Raw genomic sequence first — 14,856 nt, 5'->3', positions numbered from 1 at the left:
CTGCGCGTTCGCGCACCGAAAAAACAAGCCGAAAAATCGAAAATCAATATACGCCTGTTACAACGGCATCTTGCCAATATGAACTGTATTTTACGGCACCTGCCGTTGTTTCTTCCCAAATGGATTGCAAAGCGTAAGATTTCGGCCGGTACACTTTTTTGCCCGTTATATGTGCGGGCTTTATATTGTTCCATCCGCGCGAAAACGTAATATGTTGGGCATCTAAATTGCCGAAATAAAAGTCTGCCGGCGATTCGTGGTTTTGAAACGCTTTGTACGGTAAACCCGCTCCCAAGGCAGGGTCGGCAGGTATCCAACCTATACCCTCAATATAAAATTCGCACCACCAATGATTGCGGCTGTGCATTTCCGAATCGACCAATATGCCGCTGTTTGTAAGAGCGGGAATTCCTGCTGTGCGTAAAAGGGTCGTATATAAAACGGCAAAGTCATGGGCATCGGCTTTTTTTGCCGATAAGGTTTTTAGAATGTCGGTGTTGTCCGCTTGAACATTCGGCAGTATTGCAATATTTGCGGTCAGCCATTCGTATATGAGTTTTGCTTGCAGCCAAGGGTTTTTTTCTTTTTTTACAATCGATACGGCAAGTTCCTTTGCTCTTTGATTATGTGACGGAATAAGGGAATTGTTTTTTAAATACTGTGCATACAGTTTTTTTGTGTCTTCACTGTAGGCTTTGACTTTGTGTGCTTGTATGTTAGATTGTATGCGGTATACGCTCAATACAAAATTATGCGAAAAATTAAGTTTTTTGCCCACAGCTTCATTTAAAATAACCTGGTGTATAAGGGTATTCATATAATTTGAAATTGAAGGCTCAGGGTTTGATCCGATAATTTCAAGGGTTTTTTGTGCTGCCGTCAATTGCGGCATGGGTATAAAAAGCGTCAGTGTTGCGTTTGTTTCGGCTTGTATGTCGCTTATATCCGCTGAAAGTTTAACCGAATAGGTACGTACATCCGAATATGTTTTTGAACCGGCACCTTCGGCAAGGGTATAAGCGTATCCGTTGCTTTTACCGTAAGGGGTTTCGACGTATATTTGACCGCTTAACGCCCCGTCGGGAATTCGAACTTGCAATTCGGTATCGCTCCAAAAATGGTAATCCATATCGAAGTCGGAACAGGGAATAAGCATGTTTTCCTGTTCTGCAGCCGTGTATCCTGATGTAAATAAAACACGCGAATTCCCCCGAAGCGTACCGAAGTGATTTCCCTTTATCGTAATCAGGGTTCCGACATACATCGGTTTTTTAGAAAGGGTTTCGATGAGGGGGAGCGCAGTTCGGGGATTATGAGTGACGGGAACGGGAATAGTTTGGCGGTTTGCAAAGATTTCGGCATCCGAACGCCCGTTTTTTGTGGATACGTAGACAAGTCCGTCTTCTATGTTATACGGAAGCACGGCTTTTATAAGCGTATCCGTCCATAAAATATATGATGACGATGTAAGCTTTCCGCCGCCGATTTCCACGTAAGAATCGGGTTCTTTTTTCGATCCGAAGTTTTTGCCGCTAAGCGTTATAATATCTCCGGGTTCGCCCACAACGGGCTGTATTTCGGTAAGTACGGGCGGCCGCTGCCTTGAAGTTGAAAGAAAAAAAAACGCATATACAAACAGGGCGGCAGTTCCCGCTACGGATACCGTTCTAAGAAGCGGATGTTTACGGAAGCGGTATAAAAATCGGGTAAAAAAACTCACTTAAACGGGTCCTTATCGCTGTAAAGGGTCAATTGTACGTTAAGGGGTTCTATAAGCGGCATTTGCGAAACGCTCGATAAGGGAATTTGTATATTTACCGTTTTTACTGTCGAAAGCTCCGGCTTAAATACATCTATAGCCGTTAATTCGGGAACATCGATATTGGGCCGATAGTTTGTACCCAGCACGGAAGCTAAGGATGCGGCGCGGATTGTTTCGCTTGCAACAATGCCGCGTTTTTGTATGGGTTCCGCGCGGACGGCGGCAGCACTGTAAAAAGAGCCGCTTTGTGCTTTAGTGGCCGCCGTTTTGAATAAGTAGGGAGGTAAAATCAACGCAAGGGCAAAAACGGCAGCGGCCGGCAAAAGCTTTAAGGAAAGCGAAACGGCATTAAATGGCCGTGCGGGCATAATCACGGTTTTATAACTTAAACGCGCTTTTAAACGCACATAGCCTTCATCGAGATCTTTTTCACAAAGCGTGTGACTTTGTGTGTCTTCGGCCAGCGCTTCGCGTAAAGCCGAATATGTTTGCAAAATGTTCCGGCAATGCGGACATGTATCGGTGTGTTTTTCAAATTCCGTTTTAAAAGGTTCTTGAAGTTCGTTATCCGCATATAAACAATGAATATCTTTATCGGGGCAAGTAGACATCGTCTTCTCCTATCAGTTTTGCAAGCTGTTCTCTGGCTCTAAAAACCCTCACTTTTACGTTTCCTTCCGTTATTCCCAAAACCCTTCCGATTTCTTTATAATTCAATTCCGCATATTCTTTTAGTATAAGCACCATCTTTAAATTAACGGGCAGCTTGTTTAAGGCTTCTTTTGTTTTTTTCATAGTTTCGGCCTTTAACAATTCCGTTTCGCCCGAATCCGTTTGACGCCGGTCTTCTTTTAAAGCCCGTTCGTATGCTTTTCGCTCCCTTGTTTTGCGTTTTGCATAATTCAAAGAAGCATTTTTTACCACCCGAATAAGCCAATATTTCGCATCGTCTAAAGACGGAAATACAAGCTGTTTTTCGTGCATCTTTATAAGCGAATCATGCACCAAATCTTCGGCCGCCTCTTCGTCATTGACGATTCTGTACGACACTTTAAAAAGGAGGGACATAACGGCGTCATATACTTTACGAAAATCCGCTTCGTTTGCAGCGTAAATGTGAGCGGATTGCGCCCCTTCCTGTCTATCAAACAAAACAGCCCCCGCAAAAGTTACATATATAGTGCATTTTTATGCGCGCATTTTGCGTCTTTATGCGCGTTTCCATATCGTTCCCTCAGGCGTATCTTCCAAAATAATGCCGCGTTCTTTGAGCATGGTGCGTATTTCATCCGCGCGCGCGTAATTTTTTTGCTTTTTCGCTTCGGTACGTTCGGCAACAAGGGCATCTATTTCCGTATCGCCGGTACTGTCCGAAGCGCTTTTTATTTCGGCGGCTTTTTTTTCCGCTTCGTCCGAAAAGGCGAGGGCGCTTTTAATAAGCTGTAAGCCCAATACTTCGTCCATAAGGGCAATCAGGAGCACGGTATCCGAAGAGCCGATATCCTTATTTTTAACGGCGACTTGCAGCTCCGAAAGTGCGCGAGGCAGGGCCAAATCGTCTTCAAGAGCGCGCGTAAACGCTTCAAGGCTTTGTTTTGCCGGTGCGCTTAAAGAAGCCGCATTAATTTTTTCCGTATCGGCATAATCCGTACCGGTATAATCCTTATCCGAAGCGCGCGCATAGGCTTCCGCTTTTTCCCGCGTTAACCCCTCGGCAAAGGCTTGCTTTAAAACCTTTGCCGTGCGCTGAATTAAAGCTTTTCGCGCATTTTTTGCGCTGTCCATCGCCGCATACGAAAAGGCAAGCTGGCTTCTATAGTGGCCCCCCAAAAGAAAAAAACGGTAATCGAGGGCTTCGTAACCTGCATCAAGGAGTTTTTGCAGGGTTAAAAAATCTCCTGAAGACTTGGACATTTTTTCTTTGTCCACTACAAGAAATTCGTTGTGCAGCCAATAATTTACCCATTTTTTACCCGTAGCGCCTTCGGACTGGGCTATTTCGTTTGTGTGGTGAATCGGTATATGGTCTATGCCTCCGGTATGAATGTCGAACTGCTCTCCCAAATATTTAATGCTCATTGCCGAACATTCTATATGCCAGCCCGGATATCCTTTGCCCCACGGAGAATCCCACACCAAAGCTTGATTTTCGAATTTGCTTTTTGTAAACCACAGCACAAAGTCGTAGGGGTTCCGTTTATTTTGGTCGATGTCTATGCGCGCGCCGGCTTTTAAATCGTCCAAATTGATGTTTGCAAGTTTTCCGTAATCGCTGAAGGTCGAAACGTCAAAGTAGAGATTGCCGCCCGCCATATAGGTATGACCGTTTTTTTCAAGACGTTTTATAAGGTCTATCATATCCTGGATGTGTTCGGTCGCCTTGCAGATAACGTCGGGCTTTCGGATATTAAGATTGTCTATATCTTTAAAAAATGCCTGCGTATAAAAATCGGCTATTTCCAAAACCGACTGACCGCGCTCGCGCGCGGTTTTTAACATTTTGTCTTCGCCGGAGTCCGCATCTCCGGTTAAGTGGCCGATATCGGTAATGTTCATAACGTGATTTACTTTGTAGCCTAAAAAGCGTAAAACACGGTCGAGGCTGTCCAAAAATACATAGGCGCGCAAATTGCCGATGTGTGCATAGTTATAGACGGTCGGGCCGCAGCCGTAAAAACCGCATTTTCCTTTTTCGACGGGAATAAAATCCTCAAGTTTTCGCCCCATTGTATTGAATAAACGCAGTGCCATGATGCCTCCCCGATAAAAAAAATATGCCGTTTTTAGGATAACTGACCGAATTACAAAAAGCGAATCGGTGTTTCCTTTATCCGTAATTTATACTATACTGTATCTCTATGAATAATTTACGCAAAATAGCGGAAATTTGCAATACATCGCCTTGTTTTCGCGGAAAAATCCTGTTCAATGAACCGATGGCAGCGCATACAACCTTTAAAATAGGCGGGCCTGCAGATATTTTTATAGAACCCGCGGATGAGCGCAGCTTTATATTCGTATTAAGCGAGGCGGCCGCCTTCGCGATACCCCTTTTTATTCTCGGCGGCGGTTCAAACCTTGTCGTTTCCGACAAAGGAATCGAAGGCTGCGTTTTAAGTACGGCGTCTTTGAATCATATAAGCTTTGACGGTTCGGTTTTACATTGCGGTGCCGGCTGTACCTTTGACGAAGTTCTCGATTTTTGCCGCCGTCATTCGCTCGGCGGCCTCGAATCTTTTGCGGGGCTTCCCGGAAGCGTCGGCGGTGCGGTGTATATGAATGCACGCTGTTACGAAAAGTCGATAAGCGACGTGCTTGTAAGCGCCGATTATATATGTGCCGAAAAGAGGAAAACAACGGCTGATACGGACGGCACCGCCGTAGATGCTGCCGCCGATTGCACCGCAGCTTTTCCCGCCGGCAGCACTGCCGGTAAAATCGAAAAATTGCACTATGCGATGCGTAAAAACGATTGGGATTATAAAAAATCGCCCTTTTCGGCCTCCGCTTTTTCCGGCTCCCTGCCGATTGTTCTTTCGGCATCTTTTACGGTACATAACGAAGAAGAGGCCGTTATCGCGCAAAAATGCCGCGATTTTATACAAGACCGTGAAAAAAAAGGGCATTTCCGATATCCTTCGGCGGGCAGCGTTTTTAAAAACAACCGCGCTTTCGGAAAACCGTCCGGACAAATTATAGATGAAGCCGGTTTGCGCGGTTTACGGTGTGCGGATGCGCAAATTGCTCCCTGGCACGGTAATTTTATAGTAAATTTGGGTAATGCTTCTGCCGATAATATAAAAGAGCTTGTAAAACAAATAGAAAAGGACGTAAAAAGCAAAACAGGGCTTGATCTTGAATGTGAAATCATTTTTTGCGGAAGATAATCTTTAATTTTATTATTATTATTGACAATAGTCCGCCCGGCTTTTATACTATAGTTTGATACGAGGGAAGAATTGCTACAGTTATCATTTGTAAATTTCAGAAAAGACTCCTATCTGCTGGTTGAAGGAAAGGCTGAAAACGATCGTTTTTTTATCATCCAAAGCGGAAAGGTACGGACATTTCGGCAAAGTGAAGTCTTGTCTGACGCAGCATCCGTACTCGGACCCGGCGATTTTGTGGGCGTTGTTCCCTGTATGTCTTCTCACAGTCAAATAGAAACGGCTGTTGCGGTAACCGATGTCATTGCCATTTCCGTTCGGCGCGATCAATATCAAGCTCTTATTTCAAAAAATACGCCTGTTGCAATGAAAATAATCCGTACGTTTGCAACACGTATGCGTACCGTTAATGAAATACTGACGCGGCTTACTCTCAAAAATACGGTCGCCGATTCTCCCGAACAAATGTATTCGATTGCCGCATATTACGAAAAAATGGGAAAAACCGATTTGGCGGTATACGGCTATTATCAATATATGAAAGAATGCCCGGGCGGTATAAATATTGAAAAAGCAAAAAGCAGATTTGTAACTTTAAAAGCCCGCTCCCATGCCGTTTATTTTGAAAGTCCTACCGGTAATTTGCGCAACTACCCTAAAGACACGATGATTTTTTCCGAATGCCAATCCGGACAGGATATGTTTATTATTCAGTCGGGGCAGGTAAAAATCTCAAAGGTTGTAGACGATAATGAAGTTATTTTGGCGGTTTTGCAAAAGGGCGATTTTTTCGGTGAAATGGCTTTGCTTGAAAACAAACCGCGTTCTGCCAGCGCCATTGCCCATGAAGATTGTACGCTTATGGCAGTAAACAGAAAAAACTTCGATCAAATGGTCGCTACGCAGTCGCAGCTTATCACCCGTTTGACGATAACCCTTGCCGAACGGTTGTGGTCGATGTCCCGTCAATTGACAAATGCCCAGCTGCGCGACCCCATGTTTAAACTGTTTGACATGCTTGCTTTACAATTGGAAAAAAACCGCGTTCCTCTGGGCAAGGGTGCAAGTCATCAATTCGATCTTACCCCCTATGATTTGGCTAATATGTGCGGTATTCCGCAGGAAGAGCAAGCCATTATCCTTGCTCAATTTATAAAAGACCCGCGTGTACGTTTGGTCGGTAATAAAATTTATATAAGCGATTGCCGCGAGCTTATGAAAGCTGCCGAATTTTACCGTAAGCAAAAGCATTCCGCACCGGTGCTTTAAATATGAAAGGCAGATTTTTACTTGCAGCCGGTTTGACCTGTCTAATCTGTTTTTGTGCCGGATATGCACAAAGTCCCGCCCAAAACCGAACCGCTCAAGATTATCCCGCTTTGAATATAAATCCTTTCCCCGAAAAACTGCCTTTAGGATACCGTTCTATTGTATTGGGAATGGATATTGAAACGGTAAAACAAGCACTTAAAAAAGAGGGCGTATTCGGTTACAAAGGAGAACGGGACGTGTCTTTGCTGCCCGGAGAAAATCGCGTGCTTATAGAAACAAGCTCCGACGGTTATTTTTCACGCTGTTGGTTTCAGTTTTATGAAGATAAATTGTATACGTTTATTTTGAATTTTAATCCTGAAAAAATGGATTTTTATTCGGTGTTTACCCGTTTACTGGGAAAATACGGAAATCCGGAGCGTTTAACGCCCGAAAAAATAGAGTGGATCGATGAAAATGTTCTTTTGAGCCTTGAGCGCCCCGTCAGTTTAAAGTATATAGACCGAAAAGTTTTTGAAAAACTTGGCGAAGAAAAAAAAGTTGAACAAGCCGCTTCGGAGATAATCCGTTCAAGGATTTTGGAAGATTTATGAACCGAAAATCGTTATACGGTTTTATTTTGTCACTTATGATTATATGCAGCGCTTGTACGGGGTATTCGCTTGAAAAAAAGGATATACGCATAACGCGCAAAGACGGCAGCAGTATTGTCGTAAAAACGGAACTTGCACGTACCGAAGCGGAGCAGCAAAAGGGTTATATGGGGCGCAAGCATATTCCCGGCGGAACCGGGATGTTGTTTATTTTCGACCGCGACCAAATATTAAGCTTTTGGATGAAAAATACGCCGACTGCCCTTTCCATCGCATATATAGATTCCCGCGGTATAATCCGCGAAATATACGATATGACGCCTTTTAGCCTTGCGAGTGTAAAATCCACGGTATCTGTTCGGTATGCATTGGAAGTGCCGCAAGGTTGGTTTGCCGAAAATAATATAGAAGCCGGCTGCACCCTAAGCTTGCCTTAAACCCCAAGCTTTTTGCCTAATCTTTAAGTTTTGCAAGCGTTTCCTGCGCAATGCGGTCGTCCGGATCGAATTCCAAAACGGCGGTAAAATAACGGCAAGCTTCTTCCGTGTCGCCCTTTTTTAAGGCTAAAAAACCCATATTCGACATAATTTTCGTATTTTCCGGCTCCAGCTTTAAAGCTTTGTGCAAGTATTTTCCCGCTGTTGCGTAATCGTTCAGCTCCATAAGACAAAGCGAAAGTTCATTATATATGTCGCTGTTTTCGCCGCCGCAGCTTATACTTTGTTCGAATGCCGCCTTTGCATCCTGCCAGCGGTTTAAACGGCGTAAGCCCCAGCCGAGCATAAACCACGCATTCCATACTTTTGGATTTTTTTCCAAAAAGCGGCGAATACAGTCGAGTCCTTTTTCTTCTTGCCCCATGGAAATAAAATCGAAGGCCGATTTGAACAATTCATCGTCAAGATTGCGGCTGCCGATATCGGAACTGATTTGCCCGGCCCGCTCACGTTTATAAGCGGTGTTTTCGTCTTGTTCCGAGTCGCTTTGGTCCGTAAGAGTCAAATAGGTTTCAAAACACAGTTTTGCTTTTCCGAAGTTTTTTTGCTTAAGGTAAAAAAAGCCTGCATTAAAAAAAGCGTCGGGAACGGCAGGTTCGGCTTCCATTGCCTGCTTATAATATCTGTACGCACTTTCATCATATGCATCGGCGTCTTCGGTTAAACCGGAGCGGCGGTACGAGTCCGCTCTTTGATCGAAAAAGAGAGCCGAATTCAATATAACCGCAGGATTGTCCGGTTCCAAACCCCGTAATGCGGCAAATATTTCATCGGCGATTTCATAGTCTTCGTTTTTTGCTTTTAAAATCGCCGCTTCGGTCAATTCGCGCGTAATATCCGGTTTCGCCGCCTTTATTAAGCTTCGGTAGTATTGTACGTGCGGATTTGCGCTTTCATAAGCCAATACGGTTAAAATGCCGGCAAAAATTTGTTCTTGGGTTAATGTACTCGGATCGAAGTCGGCCGCCGCCGCCGCTTTTTGAACGGGCAGGGGAATTGTCGTATCGAGTTTAAAGGCATGTGCGGGCAATTCAAAATTGTCCGGTAAAGAGATGAATATAACCGAATCAAGCGGATGGGCAGGATTCATAAAGCCTCCCGTCAGCTTTGCGGACTTTGTGTTCCGGTTTGTCCGTCCGGTACAGGTTTTTGAACGGCTTGAACGGGCACTTGGTTTTGTTTGTTAACCGAATTAAGCATTTTTTGCCGCACTGCCGTCAAACAATTATTAATATGCAGTTTGTACGCAATCGGCACCGATGCTTCGTCAAATTTTATACATAAGGTAACCAATTCTTTTCTGCCTTCAATCGGGTCGGCATGTATTGTCGTGCCTTTTAAAGTAATGGTTTCCCGCGGTTCTTCAAAATCAAGCTGCAAAATCGCTTCTTTGTTTTTTAAAAACGGAGCGACTCCCATCATAATCATTTTAGCACCCGAAAACGAAAGATCGCGGACAATACAGTTGCGCGGAACGTTTTGAATACGTACAATCGTTTCTTCTTTGAGTAAAGAAAGTCTGCGTTTTGATTCGGCCGTAATCGCTATACGCTCTTCTTTACGTTTTATCGCATTATCCTTTGTTTCAAGCAAACGTCCGATCATCTCAATAAGATCATCCGGCGGTTTTGAATTGAAGGTAAGGGTTGCGATTGCAAGTTCCGTCGAATTCATGTACGGATCTATAGCCGTAATATGGGCATTTACAAAAAAACTCATAGTTTGCCCGTTTTGATCCGAAAAGAAAAAACGCAAACTTACCGGTGTATTTATTTTTTGTATTGCTGCGTAAGCCCCGCCCTTTGTACCGATTATGATTTTTGCGAGCATAAGCGATGAAGAGTTTATAATACAGGGCCATTGACCGCTATTGCATTTTATGTAAATTTGACGCGGGTCAAGATTCATCGTTTTGATGATTTCTTTTGAAAACATTATTTCCACATCCCGGTACGTATCGTAAAAGCGGGATATTTGTTGACTTGTCATGACACCCATAATCTATATAATAGTTAAAAAAACAAGATTGGTCAATCAGTTTGTTTGCGGTGCTGCGGCAATATCCGAAAATAAAAAAAGGTGTCCGAAAGCCGAAGCTCTTAGACACCCGTATTTTCCCGAAATTGAGCGGTTAAACGAATTTTCAGGACGGATCAGTATCCGCGCGGATTAATATCCGCTATGTCCCGTATCGCGGGTTTTGCGGTTTTTTTTCATCAATTTGCGCTGAAGGGTTTTGTTTTTCCGGTTTTTAATGGTTGAAGGTTTTTCAAAATATTCGCGCTTTTTCCATTCGCGGATAATCCCTTCTTTTTCAACCATGCGCTTAAAGCGTTTGATTGCTTTTTCAAGATTTTCGGAATCATCAATCATAATATGAGCCAACTGTAATCACCCCCTTCGGCTAAATCCGTAAGACTGAGTTTTTATTTTACTTAAAAAGCGATTTTCGGTCAAGGGGCATGTCCGTACTCACTAGAAATAGGACACAAGCGAATGTTTTTGTGCATAAAACATAGCCTCAAATTGTGTTGGAGTCAAGAAGCCTAATCCTTCATGCGGGCGTTGGTTCTCATACTTAAAAATCCACTCATCAATGATTTCCTGCATCTCGTACACATCCGGATTGACGCTCATACGATTATACGTTAGGATAGTTAAAACCAGGATAGTTAGAAATGAGTAACTTATCGGAAGCCAAAAAGACACATGAAAAAAAAATTGTCGGGCAGATGATAAGCTTGTATTGCCGTAAAAAACACGGTGCTGAACGGAATCTTTGTGCCGAATGCGCAGAGCTTTATGCATATACGCAAACAAAAACCGATGCATGCCCTTTTATAAAAAATAAAACTTTTTGTTCGGCATGTAAGATTCACTGTTATTCGCCGGAAATGCGGCGTAAAATTAAAGCGGTTATGAGATTTTCGGGACCGCGGATGTTGTTATATCATCCGTTCCTCGTTATAAAGCACATAATGGTAAGCATAACACTTAAGGGAAAAAAATGATTAAAGTCCGCCTTATAAAATTGCTCTCTCATGCAAAGAAATTCGTTTTTTTGCAAATTTTATGTCTTTGGTTTTCACTGATGTGTCAAATAGCACTTGTTTTTTGTTTGACACGTATTATACAAAAACTTTTTACTCATGAAACGGTTGCAAACATACTTCCGTTGTATACGGCGGCGATTCTTTTTTGTTTTGCGCTCCGTTTTGTTTCGGACAAATTGTATGCCGCTTTTTCGCACAAAGCCGGAGCGGACGTTAAAATAACCCTTCGAAAACATATGTATAAAAAACTTTTGCGTTTGGGCGCGTCTTATAGGGAGACTGCTCCGACTGCGGAAATCGTACAGCTTGCCTTGGACGGAGTCGAACAGCTTGAAATTTATTTCGGAAAATACCTTTCGCAGTTTTTTTACAGCCTGCTTGCGCCGCTTACGCTGTTTATTGCGCTATCCTTTGTCAGTGTAAAAGCTGCGGTTGTATTGTTGCTGTGCGTGCCGCTTATTCCGTTTTCCATTGCGGCGGTTATGAAAATCGCAAAATACCTTTTGCGTAAATATTGGGCCTTGTATGCAAGCCTCGGCGACAGTTTTTTGGAAAATCTGCAGGGTCTTACAACGCTTAAGATTTATCAAGCGGATGAGCAAAAAACAATCGAAATGGACAAAGAAGCCGAAAGTTTCCGCCGCATTACAATGAAGGTTCTTTCAATGCAGTTAAACAGTACCAGCATTATGGACATTATGGCGTACGGCGGTGCGGCGGCGGGCATGATTATCGCTCTGGGACAATTTGCAGCGAGTGCCGTAAATTTGGGCGGCTGTTTAATGATTATTTTACTCAGTGCCGAATTCTTTATACCGCTTCGCTTGCTCGGTTCGTTTTTTCACGTTGCGATGAACGGCATGGCCGCCGCAGACAAAATATTCGCCTTACTCGATTTACCCGACGAAGCGCCGCGTACCTGCGGTATTTCCGAATCTTCGGCTGCAATTGCTTTTTCAAACGTATCTTTTTCTTATTCACCGGAGCGCGGCATTTTGAAAAACATTTCGATACAGTGCCCGCCTGCTTCGTTTACGGCAATTGTCGGAAAGTCGGGCTGCGGAAAAAGTACGATTGCCAGGCTTATTATGACGCGGAATAAAAACTATGACGGCAGTATCCGGTTTAACGATACCGAACTTTCTTCGATAGCCGAAGAAGCGGTTATGAAAACGGCGACCCTTGTTACGCACGAAAGCTATATATTTAAGGGAACGGTTGCCTATAACCTGCGTATGGGAAAAGCCGATGCAAGCGAAAGTCAAATGAAACAAGCGCTGCAAAAGGTAAACCTCTTGGATTATTTTGAAACGCAAAAGGGACTTGAAACTGAGCTTGCCGAAAAGGGGTCCAATTTATCGGGCGGGCAGTGCCAGCGCCTTGCCCTTGCCCGCGCCCTTTTACACGACAGCCCGGTATACGTTTTTGACGAAGCGACTTCGAACATAGACGCCGAAAGCGAAGATATGATTATGAAGGTTATTAAAGAAAAGGCAAAAACGAAAACCGTCATATTTATTTCGCATAAGTTGTCCAATATTATCGATGCACAGCGCATATATATGCTTGACGACGGGACGGTGATTGAAGAAGGAACACATGCGCAATTGTTAAAACAAAAGGGTAGATATGCGGCAATGTACAACGAACAGCGCAGCCTTGAAAATTACGCACGGGGAGAAACAAACGATGAATAATACACGCGAGCCGATAAAAAGAAAAAACGGTTTTATAATTATGGCCCGTCTTATCGTGTTGATACGGACGCTGCTTCCCGTTATGGTGCTTGCAATCGTACTCGGCAGTATCGGCCATTTGTGTGCGATATCCGTAACGGTTTTGGCAAGCGCCGGAATACTGCATATTGCAAACCCGGACAGTTCGCTTATTCCATTTATTTCTTTTATTTCCGTGCGCGCTTTACCCTATATACTTATAGCCTGTGCCGTTTTGCGCGGTCTTTTTCACTACGGCGAACAGTATTGCAATCACTTTATTGCCTTTAAATTGCTTGCCGTCATACGCCATAAGATTTTTGTAAAACTTCGCTCTTTGTGCCCGGCAAAACTCGACGGTAAAGACAAGGGCAACCTTATCTCGATAATAACCTCGGATATCGAATTGCTCGAAGTGTTTTACGCTCACACGATTTCGCCCGTTGCCATTGCGATTATTGTCTGCACGTGTATGACCGCGTTTATATGGCGTATCGATACTGCGGCCGGCATAATTGCTTTGAGCGCTTATATAAGCGTAGGACTTGTTATTCCGATTATAAATGCACGGGTCGGTTCTTCAAGCGGTTTAACGTTTCGCAATGCATTGGGAAATTTAAGCAGCTTTGTACTCGATTCGCTTCGCGGTTTGGACGAAACCATTCAATACGGCTGCGGAATGCGCCGTTTGAACGAATTGGAACAAAAATCACAGCGCATCACCGATATGCAAAAAAATCTTTCAAAGCTCGAATCATACCAGCGGGCAATAACAAACCTGGTGATTATAGGCTTCGATGTGTTTTTGTTTTTTATACTGGTCCGCTCTTTTATAAACGGCAATGCCGCATTGGAGCATGTTATTATGGCCACCGTCGCATTAATGAGCTCTTTCGGGCCGGCTGTAGCCTTGTCGAACCTGTCGAATAATTTAATGCAAACCCTTGCAAGCGGCGAGCGCGTTTTGGCTTTGCTTGCCGAAACGCCCGTTGTAAACGAAACCGTAACCGGCGAAGCGCTGACACTTAAAAATATAGATGTTTCCCGTATCGATTTTTCGTACGGGGCCGAAAATATTTTTACGGATTTTTCGCTTACAATTCCCGAAAAAAAGATTTTCGGCATACACGGCCGCTCCGGCTGCGGAAAGTCCACCTTATTAAAGCTGCTTATGCGCTTTTGGGATGTACAGTCCGGCACAATCAGCTTGTCCGAAAAAGACATACGGACAATCGATACACGGGTGCTGCGCGATACGGAATCCTATGTAACCCAAGAAACCGGCTTGTTCCGCGATACAATTGCAAACAATATTGCAATCGGCAAGCAGGGCGCATCGCGCGAAAAAATAATGGAAGCGGCGAAAAAAGCTTCTATCCACGATTTTATTATGTCGCTGCCGAAAGGATACGATACCGAAGTTGGAGAACTCGGCAGTACTTTATCCGGCGGCGAGCGCCAGCGCATAGGGCTTGCCCGCGCTTTTTTGCACGATGCGCCGCTTATGCTTTTGGACGAGCCGACAAGCAATTTAGACTCGTTAAACGAAGGCATTATTTTAAAGTCGCTTAAAGAAAAGTCAAAAGATAAAACACTTATTATTGTGTCGCACAGAATGTCGACATTGAATATTGCAAAAACCGTTTTTAAAATGCACAAAGAGGAGTGTATATGAAAAATCCGTTTCGTATTGTATGTATTGTCCTCGGCTTTATTTGTTTGGGGCTCGGGTCTTTGGGAGTAGTGCTGCCGTTTTTGCCGAGTTTTCCTTTCTTTTTGGCAACCGTTTTTTTCTTTGCAAAAAGCTCAAAACGGCTTCATGATTGGTTTTTAAGCACATCGCTGTATAAAAAACATTTTCAAAGTTATGTGGAACGCAAAGCGATGACATGGACAACAAAAATTTCAATCCTTATTTCGTTAACACTCGTTTTCGGCACCGGTTTTGTTATGATGAAACGGGTTCCTATGGCAAGGGTTGTTCTTGTTGTTGTGTGGCTGTGTCATGTACTTTATTTTATATTCGGCGTAAAAACCTTAAAGAGCGAAACCTGTTAGCCGGCGAAAGTTCGGCGCC

Annotated in this window: 16 protein-coding genes; 8 read left to right on the top strand and 8 right to left on the bottom strand. The window is 43.8% G+C overall.

What is annotated here, in order from left to right; genetic code table 11:
• Positions 1–43 precede the first annotated feature (43 nt).
• The 4 genes from H0R92_RS08075 to cysS are packed head-to-tail and all read right to left on the bottom strand — an operon-like array spanning position 44 to position 4,513.
• On the bottom strand, positions 44–1,720 hold the full coding sequence (locus H0R92_RS08075; protein WP_432962930.1) for a transglutaminase domain-containing protein: 1,677 nt from the start codon (positions 1,718–1,720) through the stop codon (positions 44–46).
• Complete coding sequence (locus H0R92_RS08070; RefSeq protein ID WP_432962927.1) at positions 1,717–2,373, bottom strand: anti-sigma factor family protein; 657 nt, start codon at positions 2,371–2,373, stop codon at positions 1,717–1,719. The genes H0R92_RS08075 and H0R92_RS08070 overlap by 4 nt, the downstream gene beginning before the upstream one ends.
• Positions 2,354–2,914 (bottom strand): RNA polymerase sigma factor, encoded by a 561-nt coding sequence (locus H0R92_RS08065; protein WP_432962924.1) that lies wholly within the window; start codon positions 2,912–2,914, stop codon positions 2,354–2,356. The genes H0R92_RS08070 and H0R92_RS08065 overlap by 20 nt, the downstream gene beginning before the upstream one ends.
• A gap of 57 nt (positions 2,915–2,971) precedes the next feature.
• A complete protein-coding gene (gene cysS, locus H0R92_RS08060; RefSeq protein WP_432962921.1) occupies positions 2,972–4,513 on the bottom strand; it encodes a cysteine--tRNA ligase in 1,542 nt (513 codons plus the stop codon).
• Positions 4,514–4,620: 107 nt separating this feature from the next.
• Here cysS and H0R92_RS08055 point away from each other — a divergent pair, with 107 nt between their 5' ends.
• The 4 genes from H0R92_RS08055 to H0R92_RS08040 all read left to right on the top strand — a co-directional run bounded on the left by H0R92_RS08055 (position 4,621) and on the right by H0R92_RS08040 (position 7,951).
• Positions 4,621–5,649, top strand: coding sequence for a UDP-N-acetylmuramate dehydrogenase (locus tag H0R92_RS08055; protein ID WP_432962918.1), 1,029 nt, complete (start codon positions 4,621–4,623; stop codon positions 5,647–5,649).
• 72 nt (positions 5,650–5,721) lie between these two features.
• The gene (locus H0R92_RS08050; protein ID WP_432962915.1) at positions 5,722–6,918 is read left to right on the top strand and encodes a Crp/Fnr family transcriptional regulator; all 1,197 of its coding nucleotides are present in this window, start codon (positions 5,722–5,724) and stop codon (positions 6,916–6,918) included.
• Positions 6,919–6,920: 2 nt separating this feature from the next.
• Complete coding sequence (locus H0R92_RS08045) at positions 6,921–7,514, top strand: hypothetical protein (protein WP_432962912.1); 594 nt, start codon at positions 6,921–6,923, stop codon at positions 7,512–7,514.
• Positions 7,511–7,951: a DUF192 domain-containing protein gene (locus tag H0R92_RS08040; RefSeq protein ID WP_432962910.1), complete on the top strand. Its 441-nt coding sequence runs from the start codon at positions 7,511–7,513 to the stop codon at positions 7,949–7,951. Before H0R92_RS08045 ends, H0R92_RS08040 begins: the two co-directional genes overlap by 4 nt.
• Positions 7,952–7,967: 16 nt before the next feature.
• Here the strand turns inward: H0R92_RS08040 and H0R92_RS08035 are convergent, their stop codons facing one another.
• The 4 genes from H0R92_RS08035 to H0R92_RS08020 all read right to left on the bottom strand — a co-directional run bounded on the left by H0R92_RS08035 (position 7,968) and on the right by H0R92_RS08020 (position 10,648).
• Entirely contained in the window at positions 7,968–9,101 is a 1,134-nt protein-coding gene (locus H0R92_RS08035; protein WP_432962908.1) for a tetratricopeptide repeat protein, read from the bottom strand.
• 11 nt (positions 9,102–9,112) lie between these two features.
• Positions 9,113–10,009: a PilZN3 domain-containing protein gene (locus tag H0R92_RS08030; RefSeq protein ID WP_432962906.1), complete on the bottom strand. Its 897-nt coding sequence runs from the start codon at positions 10,007–10,009 to the stop codon at positions 9,113–9,115.
• A 171-nt stretch (positions 10,010–10,180) separates the two neighbouring features.
• Positions 10,181–10,396 (bottom strand): 30S ribosomal protein S21, encoded by a 216-nt coding sequence (rpsU, locus tag H0R92_RS08025; RefSeq protein ID WP_432962904.1) that lies wholly within the window; start codon positions 10,394–10,396, stop codon positions 10,181–10,183.
• 90 nt (positions 10,397–10,486) lie between these two features.
• The gene (locus tag H0R92_RS08020) at positions 10,487–10,648 is read right to left on the bottom strand and encodes an integrase core domain-containing protein (protein ID WP_432962902.1); all 162 of its coding nucleotides are present in this window, start codon (positions 10,646–10,648) and stop codon (positions 10,487–10,489) included.
• Positions 10,649–10,689: 41 nt separating this feature from the next.
• Here H0R92_RS08020 and H0R92_RS08015 point away from each other — a divergent pair, with 41 nt between their 5' ends.
• The 4 genes from H0R92_RS08015 to H0R92_RS08000 are packed head-to-tail and all read left to right on the top strand — an operon-like array spanning position 10,690 to position 14,837.
• The gene (locus H0R92_RS08015) at positions 10,690–11,022 is read left to right on the top strand and encodes a nitrous oxide-stimulated promoter family protein (protein ID WP_432962900.1); all 333 of its coding nucleotides are present in this window, start codon (positions 10,690–10,692) and stop codon (positions 11,020–11,022) included.
• Positions 11,019–12,761: an ABC transporter ATP-binding protein/permease gene (locus H0R92_RS08010; protein WP_432962898.1), complete on the top strand. Its 1,743-nt coding sequence runs from the start codon at positions 11,019–11,021 to the stop codon at positions 12,759–12,761. The genes H0R92_RS08015 and H0R92_RS08010 overlap by 4 nt, the downstream gene beginning before the upstream one ends.
• The gene (locus H0R92_RS08005) at positions 12,754–14,454 is read left to right on the top strand and encodes an amino acid ABC transporter ATP-binding/permease protein (protein WP_432962896.1); all 1,701 of its coding nucleotides are present in this window, start codon (positions 12,754–12,756) and stop codon (positions 14,452–14,454) included. Before H0R92_RS08010 ends, H0R92_RS08005 begins: the two co-directional genes overlap by 8 nt.
• On the top strand, positions 14,451–14,837 hold the full coding sequence (locus H0R92_RS08000) for a YbaN family protein (RefSeq protein WP_432962894.1): 387 nt from the start codon (positions 14,451–14,453) through the stop codon (positions 14,835–14,837). The genes H0R92_RS08005 and H0R92_RS08000 overlap by 4 nt, the downstream gene beginning before the upstream one ends.
• The last annotated feature ends 19 nt before the right edge of the window (positions 14,838–14,856 follow it).

The sequence above is a fragment of the Treponema sp. OMZ 840 genome, assembly GCF_050937815.1.
Lineage (GTDB): Bacteria > Spirochaetota > Spirochaetia > Treponematales > Treponemataceae > Treponema_C.
The sequence above is the reverse complement of the archived record's forward strand: the minus strand, read 5'-3'. Positions and strand labels throughout refer to the sequence as shown.

Coding starts and splice junctions, on each gene's coding strand:
- H0R92_RS08070 (WP_432962927.1), bottom strand. CDS start 2,373: ATGTCTACTTGCCCCGATAAAGATATTCATTGTTTATATGCGGATAAC.
- cysS (WP_432962921.1), bottom strand. CDS start 4,513: ATGGCACTGCGTTTATTCAATACAATGGGGCGAAAACTTGAGGATTTT.
- H0R92_RS08055 (WP_432962918.1), top strand. CDS start 4,621: ATGAATAATTTACGCAAAATAGCGGAAATTTGCAATACATCGCCTTGT.
- H0R92_RS08045 (WP_432962912.1), top strand. CDS start 6,921: ATGAAAGGCAGATTTTTACTTGCAGCCGGTTTGACCTGTCTAATCTGT.
- H0R92_RS08040 (WP_432962910.1), top strand. CDS start 7,511: ATGAACCGAAAATCGTTATACGGTTTTATTTTGTCACTTATGATTATA.
- H0R92_RS08035 (WP_432962908.1), bottom strand. CDS start 9,101: ATGAATCCTGCCCATCCGCTTGATTCGGTTATATTCATCTCTTTACCG.
- H0R92_RS08030 (WP_432962906.1), bottom strand. CDS start 10,009: ATGGGTGTCATGACAAGTCAACAAATATCCCGCTTTTACGATACGTAC.
- H0R92_RS08020 (WP_432962902.1), bottom strand. CDS start 10,648: ATGAGCGTCAATCCGGATGTGTACGAGATGCAGGAAATCATTGATGAG.
- H0R92_RS08015 (WP_432962900.1), top strand. CDS start 10,690: ATGAGTAACTTATCGGAAGCCAAAAAGACACATGAAAAAAAAATTGTC.
- H0R92_RS08010 (WP_432962898.1), top strand. CDS start 11,019: ATGATTAAAGTCCGCCTTATAAAATTGCTCTCTCATGCAAAGAAATTC.
- H0R92_RS08005 (WP_432962896.1), top strand. CDS start 12,754: ATGAATAATACACGCGAGCCGATAAAAAGAAAAAACGGTTTTATAATT.
- H0R92_RS08000 (WP_432962894.1), top strand. CDS start 14,451: ATGAAAAATCCGTTTCGTATTGTATGTATTGTCCTCGGCTTTATTTGT.